This window comes from Mycobacterium sp. 1482292.6 (genome assembly GCF_001672995.1).
In the GTDB taxonomy this organism is placed as follows: domain Bacteria; phylum Actinomycetota; class Actinomycetes; order Mycobacteriales; family Mycobacteriaceae; genus Mycobacterium; species Mycobacterium europaeum_A.
Genome location: NZ_LZKV01000160.1, coordinates 12886 through 27049, shown reverse-complemented (window position 1 = coordinate 27049; position 14164 = coordinate 12886). Strand labels below are relative to the sequence as shown.

Here is a 14164-nt window from a genome sequence, read left to right as displayed (position 1 = left end):
CCCCTGGAACTCGATTGCGCGGCCCAGCCAATGTGGATTTACGCGGCGATCGGCTCGGGCTCGGGCGACTTTTCGACGCCGGCCTTTGGCACCCACGAGTCCGGGAAGGTCAGCCGGACGATCTTGCGGACGACGGTGCCGAACTGACGCAGCAGCGGACCGCGGTTATAGGGGATGCCGTAGCGCTCGCAGATCTCCTGCACCTCCGGCGCGATGTCGGCGTAGCGGCGGGCCGGCATGTCCGGGAACAGGTGGTGCTCGATCTGGTGCGAGAGGTTGCCGGACAGCAGGTGAAAGATCTTGCCGCCGGTCAGGTTTGCCGAGCCGAGGATCTGGCGGAAGTACCACATGCCGCGTGACTCGTCCTTGGTTTCCTCGACGGTGAATTCCTGTGTCCCGTCCGGGAAGTGGCCGCAGAAGATGATCATGTACGACCACACGTTGCGCATCAGGTTGGCGGTCAGGTTGCCGGTGAAGACGAACGGCGCAAAGGGACCGGCCAGCAGCGGGAAGGCGACGTAGTCCTTCAGGGTCTGCCGACGGGTCTTGCGCCAGATCTCCCGCAGCACCTCACGCTTGTCCTGGAGCCGGATCTCGCCGGAGCGGATGCGCTCGGTTTCCAGCTCGTGCAGCGCAACGCCGTACTGGAACAACACCATCAGCAGGAACGCGTAGACCGGGTTGCCGAGGAAGTACGGCTGCCAGCGCTGGTCTTCGCTCATCCGCAGGATTCCGTAGCCGATGTCGCGGTCCATCCCCACGATGTTGGTGTGGGTGTGATGCATGTAGTTGTGCGAGTGGCGCCATTGGTCGGCCGGGCACGCCGTGTCCCACTCGAAGGTGCGCCCGGAGATGGCCGGATCGCGCATCCAGTCGTACTGGCCGTGCATGATGTTGTGGCCGATCTCCATGTTGTCCAAGATCTTCGACAGGCCCACCATCGCCGTGCCCGCCAGCCAAGCCGGGGGCAGGAACCCGGCGAACAACAGCGCCCGGCCACCGACCTCCAGCGCACGCTGGGCCTTGATGACGCGGCGGATGTAGTCGGCGTCCTGTTCGCCGAGTTCTGCCATCACACGTTCCTTGATGGCGTCGAGTTCCCGGCCGAATGCATCGGCCTGTTCGGGCGTCAGGGCAATCTTGGCGTTCGACATTGTTTGTCCTCCAGAAGTTTTCAGGGGCTGGAATGGTCGGTCGCTATAGCGACAGGTCCACGTCACCGACCGGAACGGACACGCAGATCTGCACGTCCTCGTCGGGAGCGGTCGAGACCGCACCGGTGACCAGGTTGCGAACGGTGCCGGCGGTTTTACGCCGCGTGCAGGTGTGGCAGATGCCCATTCGGCATCCGTTTTCGGGTGAGAGCCCGGCCGCTTCGGCCTGCTCCAACAGCGGGCGCCCGTCGTCGACGACGTCAACACCGCTGTCGGAGAATGTGACTCGACCGCCCGAGGGATTCGCCGGCACATCGAAGGCCGGCGGCACGAAGCTCTCGGTGTACACGTTGTCGCAGTGCGATCGGACCGCCTCGACCAAAGCGGCCGGGCCGCAGACGAATACCGCATCGGGTGACGGCATCGCGGTGGCCAGGTGCTCGGCACCGAAGCGTCCGGCGAGGTCGCCGCCCTCGGAGCGGGTGTAGCCGTGCAGCACCCGCACGCCGGGCATCGCCTTCAGCTCGTCGCGGTAGCAGGCCTCGGCCGGCGTGCGCGCGTAGTGAATGAATGCGATTTCGCCGTCGTGGCCCTGGGCGACGAGGGTCCGCAGCATCGACATCACCGGAGTGATCCCGCTTCCGCCCGAGACGAAGAGGATGCGCCGCGGGGTCTGCGGTCCCGGCAGCGTGAAGTCACCGCCGGTCCCGGCGAGACCGACCACCATCCCGCGGTGGGCGTGTTCGTAAAGATGGTTCGAGACCAGGCCGCCGTCGTGCCGACCGATCGTCAGCTCGAGGGTGGTACCGCCTTCGGCGTTGGCGGGCGAATAGCACCGGGTGTGGCGGCGGCCGTCGATCTCCACGGTCAGGTTGACGTACTGTCCGGCCTTGAGGGTGTGGGCGGCCAGGAAGGTGTCGTTGGGGGTCAGGGTCAGGGTGACGCTGCGGGGCGTGGCCCGGCGCACGTCGGTCACCTTGGCGCGGGCCTCGCCCAGCGTCCAGGTGGGCGCCACCAGTTCGGTGTAGCGGTCGACGCCGTGCGGGCCGGTCAGCAGGTCTAGCAGCTCTGAACCCAACACGCGCTGCCGAAGGGTCCGCGCGAGGACTCGGCCAGAAGCTTGAGCGGTTTGAGTGAACATATGTACACCGTGCGACCGCGGAGGCCATGCAGTCAAGGGTTTAATGCCTGGCTGTGGTAGGGTTCACACAGTGAACAGCCGTACTCCTAGCTCACGGGGACGGGGCGCGGGGCGCGAACGCACACGGGAAAGCCAGTCGCGCGAGGAGCGCAAGGAGGCGACGCGCCGGGCCATCATCGCCGCGGCACTCAAGCTCCTGCAGGACCGCAGCTTCTCCAGTTTGAGCCTGCGCGAGGTGACGCGGGAGGTCGGGATCGTTCCGGCGGCGTTCTACCGGCATTTCGAATCGATGGAGGCCCTGGGGCTGGTCCTGATCGACGAGTCGTTCCGGAGCCTGCGCGACACGCTGCGCGACGCGCGTGCCGGAAAGCTCGACCCGAACCGGGTGATCGAGTCGTCCGTCGAGATCCTGGTCGCCAGCGTCGCCGACAGGCGCGAACACTGGCGGCTCATCGGCCGCGAGCGCAACAGCGGCTTGTCGGTGCTGCGCTACGCCATCCGTACCGAGATCCGGCTGATCACGTCCGAGCTGGCCACCGACCTGGCGCGATTCCCGGGCCTGAACAAGTGGACCACCGAGGATCTCAACGTGCTGGCGACCCTGTTCGTCAACGCCATGATCGTCATCGCGGAGGCCATCGAGGATTCGCAGAGCGCCGAGGCAACCGAGGACATTCGCCGGCTCGCGGTCAAGCAGTTGCGGATGATCGCGACCGGCATCGCCGGCTGGCGCAGCACGCCCTGATCCGATCGGCTGCAGTAAACAGCCGAGCACTGACTTACTCGTCGACGACCTCGTAGAGCGAGTCGCCGTCCTCGGGGGTGCCGTCGATCTGGCCCCGGTGGGCGCGCCGGGGACCGTCGTCGACCGGCTCAATGGCATCGGGGACGTCGGGCTCCTCGGCCGCCAGTCGGGCGTCGAGGGATTCGCCCTCGCGTTCTTCTCTGGCGGTCATGCCGAACCGGTCGGCCTCGCTCCAGCCCTCAGGCGGGTCGACGACGATGTCGCCGTCGTCGTTGCGCAACTCGTCCGAGTCGGTGCCTTCGCTCGGGTTCAAGGTGTCACCCGGGCCACCCTCCTCGGGGAAGTCCGCGGGATCCACGTCGGCCTGGGGGTTATCGCTCATGCCCATCCGGTTGCCCGCGGCGTCGGGGGGTTAAACGCGGGCGGCAGGCCTCCGGCCGCGCTCCTACCGTGGCGGACGCCACATGGCCCACAGGCTCGGCCCGCCGTCCGGCAGCACGATCTCACGGGTGACGCTGAAGCCGAAACGCTCGTAGTACGGCACATTTTCGGGCTTGCTCGACTCGAGATAGGCCGGGCAGTACTCGGCGTCGCAGCGGTCCAACCGCGACCGCATCAACGCCTGACCAAATCCCTTGCCGCGAACCGCCGGATCGCTGCCGATCACCGCCAGGTACCAGTGCGGCTCCTCGGGATGCACGCTTTTCATCAATTCCTGTACGGCGCGTCCCCGCATCGAGCGCAGGCCGAACACCCGGATGAACGTCGGCGTCATCGCCAGCTGGCCCCGCGGCGTCTCTTGCCACTGATCCGGCGGATCCCACAGCGCCGCCGCAACGATGTCCGCCCCCGCACCGGCCACCTCCACGCCGCCGCGGGCCAGGTGATGATGGCGGGTCATCGTCGCGAACAACCGGGACAGCTGCGCGATCCGCTTGTCCTGATCGGGCATCAGCCAGATCATCACCGGGTCGTCGTAGAACGCGCGGGCCAGGGTGCGCGACAGCGTGCGGACGTCGGCTTTCACTGCCGGGCGGACCTGCGGGGTCATCTGCACCACGCTAGTGCGTGTGAGGCCCGGCGTGACGGGTATGCCGACCCGGTGACCGGCATCTCGCGGCGAGCGTTCGGGCGGATAGCGGCCGGCGCCGGCGTGCTCGGGCCCGCCGGGCTGGCGCAGGGATGCGCGAAACCGGCTGCCGAGCAGGGCAAGTCCAGCGGGCCGGCGCCCCCACCGGGCAAGGGCGTGGGCTTTGTCCTCTCGCACGAGCAGTTCCGCACCGACCAGCTGGTTGCGCAGGCTAAGGCGGCCGAACGCGCCGGCTTCCAACACGTATGGGCCAGCGACCACATTCAGCCGTGGCAAGACAACGAAGGCCACGCGATGTTCCCGTGGCTGACCCTAGCGCTCGTCGGCAACGCCACCAGCCACGTAACGTTCGGCACCGGGGTGACCTGCCCGACCTACCGCTACCACCCCGCCACGGTCGCCCAGGCGTTCGCGTCCCTGGCGATTCTTTATCCCGGCCGGGTGTTTCTGGGCGTCGGCACCGGCGAACGGCTCAATGAACAGGCCACCACCAACACCTACGGCAACTACGCCGAGCGTCACGACAGGCTGGCCGAAGCGGTACAGCTGATCCGCCAGCTGTGGAGTGGTTCGCGAATCTCGTTCGCCGGCCACTATTTTCAAACGAACTCGCTGAAACTCTACGATGTTCCGGCGACGCCCCCGCCGATCTTCGTCGCGGCCGCCGGCCCGAAAAGCGTGAGACTGGCCGGACAGTACGGGGATGGCTGGATCACCCAGGCGAGCGATGTCACGAATCCAAAGCTGTTGGCGGCCTTCGGTGCGGGCGCCCGGGCCGCCGGGCGTGACGTGGCGACGCTCGGAAAACGGGCCGAACTGTTCGCGGTCGTCGGCGACAACGCCGTCGCGACCCGGGCCGCCACGCTGTGGCGCTTCACCGCCGGGGCCGTCGATCAACCCAACCCCGTCGAGATCCAGCGCGCGGCCGAGTCCAACCCCATCGACAAGGTGTTGGGCGGCTGGACGGTCGGCACCGACCCGGCTCCCCATATCAACGCCCTGCAGCGGATTCTCGACGCCGGTGCGATTCCGTTCCTGCATTTTCCGCAAGACGATCCCGTCGCCGCCATCGAGTTCTACGGCGCCAACGTCTTGCCGAAGTTGCACTGACGGACCCCGGCCGCCCCCCGTTTCGGCACCGCTACCCCGGGTATCCGCACGCAACTCCTAACAGCCCCAACTGGGAAGGCAACGCATGGACGCAATCACTTTTCTTCGTCAGGACCACAAGAGTGTGCTCGGTTTGTTGGAAACGCTCGACGGGGCGCCGTCGGGCGAGGGCGCTCAGGCGAGCGGCCTGGAAACCATGGTGAACAACCTCATCATCGCCGAATCGCAGCACGAAGCCATTGAGGAGCAGTTCTTCTGGCCCGCGGTGCGCGAAGCGATCGGCGACGGCCTCGTCGACAAAGCGCTCGAGCAGGAGCAGGCCGGAAAGAAGCTGCTGCAGCGTCTCGAGGACGGCAAGCCGGGCGACCCGGATTACCACGAAGCGTTGCAGGAATTCGTCACAGCGGGCCGCGAACACATCGCCTACGAACAGGATGAGGTGTGGCCGCAGGTCGAAACCGTGCTCAGCCGTGAGGATTTGGAGAAGATCGGCGAAAAGTTGGAAGCGGCAAAGAAGATCGCTCCGACCCGGCCGCACCCCGACACGCCGCCCAACCCGGCTGTGCTGAAAACGATGGGCATGGGGGCGGCGATCGTGGACCACGTCCGCGACGCGGTAACCGGCCGCGGCGAGAACAATCCGCCGGACCCGCAGATGCACTGAGCACATGGGAAGGGCCGGGCGCTGAGCAAAATTCGGCGCCCGGCCCTTCCACTTGTCCAATTAGCCGGTGGGAACGTGCTGTTCGTGGGTGAAGGGCTTCTCGGCGTTGACCGCCGGCGAACCCTGCGGGTTCTCCTTGGCGCCGGTGTTCTTGCGAGTGGTGCCGCCAAGCCACTGTTCCTCGGGCTTTTCGACGTACTCCCATTCCGTGCCCTCGGGCCAGGGACCCTGTCCTTGGTTCCACGGGCCGCGAATGGACTCGCCACCGCCGTTGGACATGTTGAACGCCACGTTCTGGAAGCGCGGGTCGCCCGGCAGCTGTCCCGGCGGGAAGTTCACCGGGAGCTCGTTGAGCGCTGCGGTGAACTGCTGATAGTGCGCCACCTCGCGCGTCATGAGGAACGTCAGGGTGTCCTGCACGCCGGGGTCGTCGGTGAACTGCTTGAGATATTCGTAGACGACCTTGGCGCGCGATTCCGCCGCGACGTTGTTGCGCAGGTCCACGGTGGGATCACCGTTGGCGTCGATGTAGGCGCCGGTCCAGTTGTTTCCTCCGGAGTCCTTGACGTCCGGCCCACCGCCACTGAGCACCAGGAACAGCGGGTTGACCGCCACCGAGTGGATCAGGCCGTCGCGGCCGCCGCCGTTGGCCGCCACCGCCGGCATCCAGTCGCATTTCTCATTGGCGATCTTCAGGTTGTCGTTGAGCCCGTCGAGCAACATCGTGATCATCGATCCGACCATCTCGAGGTGGCTGAGCTCCTCGGTCGCAATATCCATGAACAGGTCATACATTTTCGGGTTCTTCTGCCGCAGCACGAATGCCTGGGTGAAGTACTGCAGCGCGGCGGTGAGTTCACCGTTGGCTCCGCCGAACTGGTCCATCAGCAGCGACGCGAAGCGAGGGTCGGGTCGGTCGACGCGAACCTCGAATTGAAGATCTTTGTTGTGCACAAACACTGGGGCTCCCTGGGGGTTGAGATCGGGTTGTCGACGCCGGGTACCCGGGGCGTTTTGCCCCAAACTCGGACGACAGCAACTCCCTCGGTGGCCAGCGCTCGGGCACCTCAGACGACCGCGGGGGTGACGCATCGTGGGACATCGTGGAGAATCCGGTTCCATGGAGCCTTTGGACGCGGCCGCTCGGCACGAGCTGGCTACGCGCATGGCGGAGCTATCCCGGGAGATCGCGGTGCCGCGTTCGCTCAACCGGGTTCTCGCCGACGTGACCACCGCGGCGGTGGAACTGATACCGGCGGCGGACCTCGCCGGGGTGTTGCTGGTCAAAGGGGGCGATGATTTCGAATCGCTCGCCGACACCGACAGCCTGGTCGCCAAACTCGACAAGCTGCAGCACGACTTCAATGAGGGCCCCTGCCACGACGCCGCGCTGAAGCAGACGATCGTGCGCACGGACGATCTCCGCAACGAGCCTCGCTGGCCGAAATACGCACCGGCCGCCGTCGAGCATGGCATCCTCAGCAGCCTCTCGTTCAAGCTCTACACCGCCGACCGCACCGCCGGCGCGCTCAACCTGTTCAGTTTCCGGCCCGGTGTGTGGGACACCGAAGCCGAAACCATCGGCACGGTGTTCGCCGCGCATGCCGCCTCGGCGATCATGGCCGGGCGGCACGGACAGCAGATGCAATCGGCCCTGTCCACGCGGGACCGCATCGGCCAGGCCAAGGGCATCATCATGGAGCGCTACGGCGTCGATGACGTGCGCGCCTTCGAATTGCTGCGCCGGCTTTCCCAGGAAAGCCAGACCAAGCTCATCGACGTCGCCCAGCGCGTGATCGACACCCGCAGCGCCGACTGAACCTCCGCCGCCCCGCTCTAGGATGGGGTGGCTTCATCAACGAGTCCGGCGCGGCGTTGCGCCGGGGATTGGTTGACCACGGTGTGGGACTTCGAAACAGACCCCGAGTACCAGGCAAAGCTGGACTGGGTCGAAAAATTCATGGCCGAAGAGCTCGAACCGCTCGATCTGGTCGCGCTCGACCCGTACGACAAGCAGAACGCCGAGATGATGGCCATCCTGCGGCCGTTGCAGCAGCAGGTGAAGGACCAGGGGTTGTGGGCCGCGCACCTGCGCCCGGAGTTGGGCGGCCAAGGCTTCGGTCAGGTCAAGCTGGCGCTGCTCAACGAGATCCTGGGCCGCTCGCGGTGGGCCCCGTCGGTGTTCGGCTGTCAGGCACCGGATTCCGGTAATGCCGAGATCCTCGCCCTGTTCGGCACCGACGAGCAGAAGGCGCGCTACCTGCAGCCGCTGCTGGACGGCGAAATCACCTCCTGTTATTCGATGACCGAACCGCAAGGCGGTTCTGACCCAGGGCAATTCGTCACCGCCGCAACCCGAGACGGCGACTACTGGGTGATCAATGGGGAGAAGTGGTTCTCCACCAACGCCAAACACGCGTCGTTCTTCATCGTCATGGCGGTGACGAATTCCGAGGCCCGCACCTACGACAAGATGTCACTGTTCATCGTTCCGGCCGAAACGCCCGGCATCGAGATCGTGCGCAACGTCGGCGTCGGAGCGGAGTCGTCAAAGCGCGCCACCCACGGCTACGTCCGCTACAACGACGTCCGGGTACCCGCCGACCATGTGCTGGGTGGCGAGGGACAGGCGTTCATGATCGCGCAGACCCGGCTCGGGGGCGGCCGGATTCACCACGCCATGCGCACAATTGCGTTGGCCCGCAGCGCCTTTGACATGATGTGCGAGCGCGCGGTGTCCCGCAAGACCCGGCACGGCCGGCTGTCCGATTTCCAGATGACCCAGGAGAAGATCGCCGACAGCTGGATCCAGATCGAGCAGTTCCGCCTGCTGGTGCTGCGCACCGCGTGGTTGATCGACAAGCACCACGACTACCAGAAGGTGCGGCGCGACATCGCGGCGGTGAAAGTGGCGATGCCCCAGGTGCTGCACGATGTCGCGCAGCGGGCGCTGCACCTACACGGCGCGCTCGGCGTCTCCGACGAGATGCCGTTCGTCAAGATGCTGGTGGCCGCCGAGTCGCTGGGTATCGCCGACGGTGCCACCGAGTTGCACAAGATGACTGTCGCCCGCCGGACCCTGCGCGAATACGAGCCGGTGACAACGCCTTTCCCGTCGGCTCACATACCGACCCGGCGCGCCGAAGCGCAGGCGCGACTGGCCGAGCGGCTCGAACACGCCGTCGCCGAGTTCTAGCTACGCGCGCCGCGACCTCAGGCGACGAAACGGACGACGCTTTCGGCCACGCACGCCGGCTTGGCCGATCCCTCGATCTCGACGGTGGTCGAGATGGTCGCCTGCACTGCGCCGTTACCGACGTCGTCGACGCTGACCAACGAACTCTGCGCGCGTACCCGGGAGCCGACCGGAACCGGTGCGGGGAAACGAACCTTGTTGAGGCCGTAGTTGATTGCCAGCTTGATGCCGTTGACTGTGTAGATCTGATGCTGCAGCCGGGGCAGCAGCGCCAAGGTCATGAAACCGTGGGCGATGGTCGTGCCGAACGGGCCCGACGCGGCCCGTTCCGGGTCGACGTGAATCCACTGGTGGTCACCGGTCGCATCGGCGAACAGGTTGACGTCTTCCTGGGTGATCGTGACCCAGTCGCTGTGCCCGAGAGCTTCGCCCGCGGCGGCGGCAAGCTCGGTAACTGATTCGAAGGTGCGCATTCGAGTTCTCCTTGGTTTCGGCTGCCAACAATAGCGCCGGAGCGCCACGTCATCGCCGGAGGTCACCGTTTCGGATGAGCTGTCGAGGGAACCCCACGCGGAACGCCACCTCTCCAGAAAAGGAAGCCACCATGCCAGATCACAAGGGCCACAAGACCGAGGAAGACGTGGACGCTGAGAACCACCAGACTCAGTCCCGCGCCGCCGCGGGTGAGGAAGACGGCTCGTACGTGGGCGCGGCGGGCTCCGACGATTCCTTCGACGCCGGTGAGTCGGGCGCCGAAGCCCGCAGTCAAGACGGCTAGCGCCATCCGCGAGGGCGGTAGGGCTGCGCCGAAAGCTACCCGAGTGCGCCGATCGCGGCCTGCAGCTTGGCGGTGGCCTGGTCCGCCACGTCTTGCAGAGCGCCAGGCTCGGCCGTCACTTTGACCATCAGCTGAGGATCCATCGCCTCGACCAGAACCGCATCCGCATCGCCGGCGGGATCGGACCGCACCACCACGTTGCACGGCAGCAACTGGCCGATCTCGCGGTGGATGTCCAGCGCGCGATGCGCCAGCACCGGGTTGCAGGCCCCCAGGATCAAATAGTTCTCCATGTCCTCGCCGAGCTTTTGCTTCAGCGTGGCCTGCACGTCGATGGTGGTCAGTACGCCGAAACCCTGGTCGGCCAGGGCTTTCGTCGTCCGATCCACCGCGTCCTCGAACGAGGTGTGCAGTGTGGTGCTCAATCCTGATGTCATTTGTCCTCCTGTTTTGGCGTGGCACTAGCCAGAAATGCGCGGCGATCCCGCCTAGGCCGCGGTGCGGGGCCGCTGCAGCTGAGTGAACTGGGGAATTGCGGCCAGGGCGGCCACCGCGTCGAACAGGGCGAGGGCGGCGTCGGCGTCGGGCAGGGCCGTCAGGACGGGCCCGAAGAAGGTGTGTTCGCCGATACGCAGGATCGGGCTGCCGCCGGTTTCGCCGAGCGCGTCCTGTCCGTCCTGGTGTGCTCGCCTGACAATGTCGTCCAGTGTTGCGTCCGAGGTGGCGGCGGGGGTGATGTCACGAACGCCCGCCGCATCCAGCACCTCCGCGACCAGCGAGTCGGTGAGAGGCTGCGATTGCTCGAAGTACCGCTCACCGAAGGCGAAATACGCGGCGGTCCAACCCGCGCTGCCGTGGTCGCGGACGATCGCGGCCATCAGCCGCCCGACCTGCCGGGAGTCACGCATCCGGGCCTGGTGCGCGGGCGACAGTTCGCTTCCCTCGTTGAGGACGGCCAGGTTCATCAGCCGCCAATCGGTGGCCAGCCCGGTCTTCTCGGCGACGGCACGCAGCCAGCGCGCGGTGTTCCACGTGTACGGACATACCGGGTCCAGCCACAGCGTCGCAGCCGGTTTGGTCGAATTACGTTGGACGGCAGACATTTTCCCTCCTTTTCGTCGCGCTAGGCAATCACGCCAGGCTCAGGAACAGCTTCTCCAATTCGTCGATCGACACGGCCGGCTGATCGTGCCCTCGCGTGATGCAGTCGCGCAGGCCCGAGGCGATGATCTTGAAACCCGCGCGGTCCAAGGCCTTTGACACCGCAGCCAGCTGGGTGACGACGTCTTTGCACCCACGGCCCTGCTCGATCATTGAGATGACCCCCCCGAGCTGACCGTGCGCCCGGCGTAACCGGGTGAGCACGGCATCGATATCACCGGGGTCCCGCCCCGCACCGGCTTTCGTGCGGGGTGAGCTGCCATTACCTTCGATCGCCATGCCCACTTTATACCATACCCCGTAGGGTATAGCTGCGAGCCGCCTGGCTATTGATCCCGCTTAGCGCAAGATGGGTTTGTGAGGCTGCTGCTGATTGCCGATACCCACATTCCCAAACGCGCCCGCGACCTGCCGGCCCAGGTCTGGGATGAGGTGGCCGCGGCCGACGTCGTCGTGCACGCGGGCGACTGGATAGCACCCGAATTCCTCGATGAGCTAGAGGCCCGGGCGGCCAGGCTGGTGGGGTGCTGGGGCAACAACGACGGCGCGGCGCTGCGGGCGCGACTGCCGGAACGGGCCGACGTGACGCTGGCCGGGGTCCGGCTGACGGTCGTGCACGAGACCGGCGCCGCGACCGGACGCGACACGCGGATGGCGCGGCTCTATCCCGACACCCACGTGCTGGTCTTCGGGCACAGCCACATCCCGTGGGACACCACCACCGACAACGGCTTACGGCTGCTCAATCCCGGGTCACCGACGGACCGCCGCCGCCAACCCTTCTGCACCTATATGACGGCGCGCGCCGCGGACGGCGAGCTGACCGAGGTCGCGCTGCATCGCCTGCCCCGGTAGCGGGTACATAACCCACGCACAGCTTCCCCACATAGATAGCTCGGCTACAGAGGTATTATGGGCGCAGATGAACTCACGCACAGATGTGGCCGGCGACTTGTTCGGCGTCGTCGGCAGGTTTCGCCGGCAACTCCGGCGGTCGGCGGGTCGCGGGTTCGATTCGGCGCGGTTGTCCGAGTCGCAGACGGAGCTGTTGTGGCTGGTCGGCCGTCGGCCGGGGATCTCGGTCAGCGCCGCGGCCGCCGAGTTGGGCCTGGTGCCCAACACCGCGTCGACCCTGGTCACCAAGTTGGTGTCCGCCGGGCTGCTGCTGCGGACTGCCGGCGACAGCGATCGCCGGGTGTGCCAACTGCGGCTGGCCGAGCCCGCCCAGCAGGTCGTCGACGCATCCCGCGCCACCCGGCGGGCGTTGCTGTCCGAGGTGATCGACGAGCTTGACGACGACCAAATCGAGGCTTTGACAAAGGGATTGGAGGTCCTCGACACGATGACCCGAAAAATGAGTGAGCGGCGATCATGAGCGTATCGCTGCCGATGGCGGTCGACGCCAGAAATGTGACCTACCGGTACGGTCAGTTCACCGCCGTCGATGACGTGACCCTGCAGGTGCGGCCCGGTGAAACCATGGGCCTGCTGGGGCCCAACGGCGCCGGCAAGACGACCATGGTCCGGATGCTGACCACGTTGACCCCGGTGCAGCATGGCGAACTGCGCATCTTCGGGATGGACGCCCGCCGCCAGACCACCGACATTCGAAGCAATATCGGCTATGTGCCCCAACAGCTTTCGATTGAGCCCGCACTGACCGGCAGGCAAAACGTGCAGTGGTTCGCGCGGCTGTACGGGGTGCCCCGCGCCGAGCGCGCCGACCGCGTCGATCAGGCGCTGGTCGCCATGGATCTCATCGACGTGGCCGACCGGCTGGCGTCGTCCTATTCCGGTGGCATGGTCCGCCGCCTCGAGGTGGCGCAGGCGCTGGTCAACCGCCCGTCGCTGCTGGTGCTCGACGAGCCGACCGTCGGGCTGGATCCCATCGCGCGTGACGGCGTGTGGGCACAGGTGCAAAAGATGCAGGCCCAGTTCGGCATGACCGTGCTGCTTACCACGCACTACATGGAGGAAGCCGACGCGCTGTGCGACCGGGTCGCGCTGATGCACCGCGGTCAACTGCGGGCGGTCGGCACACCCGACAGGTTGAAGGCCAAGGTGTCTGCGAACGCCACGCTCGAGGATGTGTTCCGCCACTACGCGGCATCGGGTCTGGCCGATGACGCGGATCCCGCGGAAGCCAACGGGTCCATTCGCGAAATCCGTTCCAGCAGAAAGGTGGCTCGCCGTGTCGGTTGATAGCGCCGCCGGCTCGACACTGCTTCGCGCGCCCCACGGCTGGCAACGAGCCGGCGCCTTGGCCAGCCGCATCGGGGCGTTCGCGATCGTCGAACTGCAGAAGTTGCAGCACGACCGGACCGAACTGGTCACCCGGATGGTGCAGCCCGCCCTGTGGCTGTTGATCTTCGGGACCACGTTCAGCCACTTGCATGTCATCCCCACCGGATCGGTGTCATATCTGGCGTTCCTGGCGCCGGGGATCATCGCCCAGTCAGCGCTGTTCATCTCCATTTTCTATGGGATACAGATCATTTGGGACCGAGACGCCGGTGTGCTGGCCAAGCTCATGGTGACACCGGCGCCGGCTTCGGCGCTGATCACCGGCAAAGCGTTTGCGGCCGGGGTCCGGTCGGTGGCCCAGGTGGTCGGCGTGCTGGCGCTGGCGTACGCGATGGGTGTCGGCCTGACGGTCAATCCGTTGCGGATCGTGGCGGCGATGGCCATCGTCATGCTCGGCGCCGCCTTCTTCGCCTGTCTGTCCATGACACTGGCCGGCTTGGTGCGCAGTCGCGACCGCCTGATGGGAATCGGGCAAGCGATCACGATGCCGTTGTTCTTCGCATCCAACGCCCTGTACCCGGTCGACGTGATGCCCGCGTGGCTGCACGTGCTGAGCAAGGTCAATCCCCTCAGTTACGAGGTGAACGCGCTGCGCGCGTTGTTGATCGGCACCCCATACAACCCCGCGGACATCGCGGTGCTGGTGGTGGCCGCGGTGCTCGGAATCGTCACGGCCTCAACACTTTTGCGTCGCTTGGTGGCATGATCCGGCGCCGGCGATAGCGCATGCGCCAGCGCATCGCAAGGCAGGTGCACGGTTTCGAGAGCCGATCGTGACCCGATCGTGACGATTTCTGTGCGAGGCCCAATCGTTAGCCAAC

General features: G+C 66.3%; 19 protein-coding genes. 10 read left to right on the top strand and 9 right to left on the bottom strand.

The features are described from left to right. Positions 1–38: 38 nt before the first annotated feature. Together A5624_RS16280 and A5624_RS16275 are read right to left on the bottom strand one after the other, a co-directional pair. The gene (locus A5624_RS16280) at positions 39–1154 is read right to left on the bottom strand and encodes an acyl-CoA desaturase (protein ID WP_066868167.1); all 1116 of its coding nucleotides are present in this window, start codon (positions 1152–1154) and stop codon (positions 39–41) included. A 43-nt stretch (positions 1155–1197) separates the two neighbouring features. Continuing rightward, on the bottom strand, positions 1198–2295 hold the full coding sequence (locus A5624_RS16275) for a ferredoxin reductase (protein WP_066868166.1): 1098 nt from the start codon (positions 2293–2295) through the stop codon (positions 1198–1200). Positions 2296–2338: 43 nt separating this feature from the next. Here A5624_RS16275 and A5624_RS16270 point away from each other — a divergent pair, with 43 nt between their 5' ends. Continuing rightward, the gene (locus A5624_RS16270) at positions 2339–3040 is read left to right on the top strand and encodes a TetR family transcriptional regulator (RefSeq protein WP_197499698.1); all 702 of its coding nucleotides are present in this window, start codon (positions 2339–2341) and stop codon (positions 3038–3040) included. 34 nt (positions 3041–3074) lie between these two features. On the opposite strand, the gene A5624_RS16265 is transcribed toward A5624_RS16270, so the two are convergent. Further along, the gene (locus tag A5624_RS16265) at positions 3075–3422 is read right to left on the bottom strand and encodes a hypothetical protein (RefSeq protein WP_066868241.1); all 348 of its coding nucleotides are present in this window, start codon (positions 3420–3422) and stop codon (positions 3075–3077) included. Between the two features lie 63 nt (positions 3423–3485). Then, entirely contained in the window at positions 3486–4091 is a 606-nt protein-coding gene (locus tag A5624_RS16260) for a GNAT family N-acetyltransferase (protein WP_066868239.1), read from the bottom strand. A gap of 51 nt (positions 4092–4142) precedes the next feature. On the opposite strand from A5624_RS16260, the gene A5624_RS16255 reads away from it, so the two are divergent. Both A5624_RS16255 and A5624_RS16250 read left to right on the top strand, forming a co-directional pair. Beyond that, a complete protein-coding gene (locus tag A5624_RS16255) occupies positions 4143–5240 on the top strand; it encodes a F420-dependent hydroxymycolic acid dehydrogenase (protein ID WP_066868162.1) in 1098 nt (365 codons plus the stop codon). 85 nt (positions 5241–5325) lie between these two features. Then, entirely contained in the window at positions 5326–5904 is a 579-nt protein-coding gene (locus A5624_RS16250; RefSeq protein ID WP_066868159.1) for a hemerythrin domain-containing protein, read from the top strand. Positions 5905–5964: 60 nt separating this feature from the next. Here the strand turns inward: A5624_RS16250 and A5624_RS16245 are convergent, their stop codons facing one another. Then, positions 5965–6864 (bottom strand): manganese catalase family protein, encoded by a 900-nt coding sequence (locus A5624_RS16245; RefSeq protein WP_066868157.1) that lies wholly within the window; start codon positions 6862–6864, stop codon positions 5965–5967. Between the two features lie 160 nt (positions 6865–7024). Here A5624_RS16245 and A5624_RS16240 point away from each other — a divergent pair, with 160 nt between their 5' ends. Continuing rightward, positions 7025–7723, top strand: coding sequence for a GAF and ANTAR domain-containing protein (locus tag A5624_RS16240; RefSeq protein ID WP_066868154.1), 699 nt, complete (start codon positions 7025–7027; stop codon positions 7721–7723). An 81-nt stretch (positions 7724–7804) separates the two neighbouring features. Next, entirely contained in the window at positions 7805–9100 is a 1296-nt protein-coding gene (locus A5624_RS16235; protein WP_066868152.1) for an acyl-CoA dehydrogenase family protein, read from the top strand. 17 nt (positions 9101–9117) lie between these two features. Here A5624_RS16235 and A5624_RS16230 read toward each other — a convergent pair whose 3' ends face one another. Continuing rightward, on the bottom strand, positions 9118–9573 hold the full coding sequence (locus A5624_RS16230) for a MaoC family dehydratase (protein ID WP_066868150.1): 456 nt from the start codon (positions 9571–9573) through the stop codon (positions 9118–9120). 131 nt (positions 9574–9704) lie between these two features. Between A5624_RS16230 and A5624_RS28645 the strand changes: the two genes are divergently transcribed. Then, on the top strand, positions 9705–9878 hold the full coding sequence (locus A5624_RS28645) for a hypothetical protein (protein ID WP_197498032.1): 174 nt from the start codon (positions 9705–9707) through the stop codon (positions 9876–9878). A gap of 35 nt (positions 9879–9913) precedes the next feature. Here the strand turns inward: A5624_RS28645 and A5624_RS16225 are convergent, their stop codons facing one another. Genes A5624_RS16225 through A5624_RS16215 form a run of 3 tightly spaced genes read right to left on the bottom strand, consistent with a single transcriptional unit; the run spans position 9914 to position 11324 of the window. Continuing rightward, positions 9914–10315, bottom strand: a complete 402-nt coding sequence (locus A5624_RS16225) for a DUF302 domain-containing protein (RefSeq protein WP_066868148.1) — start codon at positions 10313–10315, stop codon at positions 9914–9916. Positions 10316–10366: 51 nt separating this feature from the next. Then, positions 10367–10981, bottom strand: a complete 615-nt coding sequence (locus A5624_RS16220; RefSeq protein WP_066868146.1) for a hypothetical protein — start codon at positions 10979–10981, stop codon at positions 10367–10369. A gap of 28 nt (positions 10982–11009) precedes the next feature. Beyond that, positions 11010–11324, bottom strand: coding sequence for a metal-sensitive transcriptional regulator (locus A5624_RS16215; protein ID WP_066868144.1), 315 nt, complete (start codon positions 11322–11324; stop codon positions 11010–11012). Between the two features lie 72 nt (positions 11325–11396). On the opposite strand from A5624_RS16215, the gene A5624_RS16210 reads away from it, so the two are divergent. The 4 genes from A5624_RS16210 (at position 11397) to A5624_RS16195 (ending at position 14049) form a co-directional block, all read left to right on the top strand. Then, positions 11397–11894 carry a metallophosphoesterase gene (locus A5624_RS16210; RefSeq protein ID WP_066868141.1) on the top strand — a complete coding sequence of 166 codons (498 nt, stop codon included), beginning with the start codon at positions 11397–11399 and terminating at the stop codon, positions 11892–11894. A gap of 67 nt (positions 11895–11961) precedes the next feature. Further along, positions 11962–12414 (top strand): MarR family winged helix-turn-helix transcriptional regulator, encoded by a 453-nt coding sequence (locus A5624_RS16205; RefSeq protein ID WP_066868139.1) that lies wholly within the window; start codon positions 11962–11964, stop codon positions 12412–12414. Continuing rightward, positions 12411–13241, top strand: coding sequence for an ATP-binding cassette domain-containing protein (locus A5624_RS16200; RefSeq protein WP_066868137.1), 831 nt, complete (start codon positions 12411–12413; stop codon positions 13239–13241). The genes A5624_RS16205 and A5624_RS16200 overlap by 4 nt, the downstream gene beginning before the upstream one ends. Then, on the top strand, positions 13231–14049 hold the full coding sequence (locus A5624_RS16195) for an ABC transporter permease (protein WP_066868134.1): 819 nt from the start codon (positions 13231–13233) through the stop codon (positions 14047–14049). The genes A5624_RS16200 and A5624_RS16195 overlap by 11 nt, the downstream gene beginning before the upstream one ends. Positions 14050–14164: the final 115 nt, after the last annotated feature.

Excerpts from the sequence above, each read along its gene's own strand:
- A5624_RS16280 (WP_066868167.1), bottom strand. The coding sequence starts at position 1,154 with ATGTCGAACGCCAAGATTGCCCTGACGCCCGAACAGGCCGATGCATTC.
- A5624_RS16275 (WP_066868166.1), bottom strand. The coding sequence starts at position 2,295 with ATGTTCACTCAAACCGCTCAAGCTTCTGGCCGAGTCCTCGCGCGGACC.
- A5624_RS16270 (WP_197499698.1), top strand. The coding sequence starts at position 2,339 with ATGCCTGGCTGTGGTAGGGTTCACACAGTGAACAGCCGTACTCCTAGC.
- A5624_RS16265 (WP_066868241.1), bottom strand. The coding sequence starts at position 3,422 with ATGAGCGATAACCCCCAGGCCGACGTGGATCCCGCGGACTTCCCCGAG.
- A5624_RS16260 (WP_066868239.1), bottom strand. The coding sequence starts at position 4,091 with ATGACCCCGCAGGTCCGCCCGGCAGTGAAAGCCGACGTCCGCACGCTG.
- A5624_RS16250 (WP_066868159.1), top strand. The coding sequence starts at position 5,326 with ATGGACGCAATCACTTTTCTTCGTCAGGACCACAAGAGTGTGCTCGGT.
- A5624_RS16240 (WP_066868154.1), top strand. The coding sequence starts at position 7,025 with ATGGAGCCTTTGGACGCGGCCGCTCGGCACGAGCTGGCTACGCGCATG.
- A5624_RS16230 (WP_066868150.1), bottom strand. The coding sequence starts at position 9,573 with ATGCGCACCTTCGAATCAGTTACCGAGCTTGCCGCCGCCGCGGGCGAA.
- A5624_RS28645 (WP_197498032.1), top strand. The coding sequence starts at position 9,705 with ATGCCAGATCACAAGGGCCACAAGACCGAGGAAGACGTGGACGCTGAG.
- A5624_RS16225 (WP_066868148.1), bottom strand. The coding sequence starts at position 10,315 with ATGACATCAGGATTGAGCACCACACTGCACACCTCGTTCGAGGACGCG.
- A5624_RS16220 (WP_066868146.1), bottom strand. The coding sequence starts at position 10,981 with ATGTCTGCCGTCCAACGTAATTCGACCAAACCGGCTGCGACGCTGTGG.
- A5624_RS16205 (WP_066868139.1), top strand. The coding sequence starts at position 11,962 with ATGAACTCACGCACAGATGTGGCCGGCGACTTGTTCGGCGTCGTCGGC.
- A5624_RS16200 (WP_066868137.1), top strand. The coding sequence starts at position 12,411 with ATGAGCGTATCGCTGCCGATGGCGGTCGACGCCAGAAATGTGACCTAC.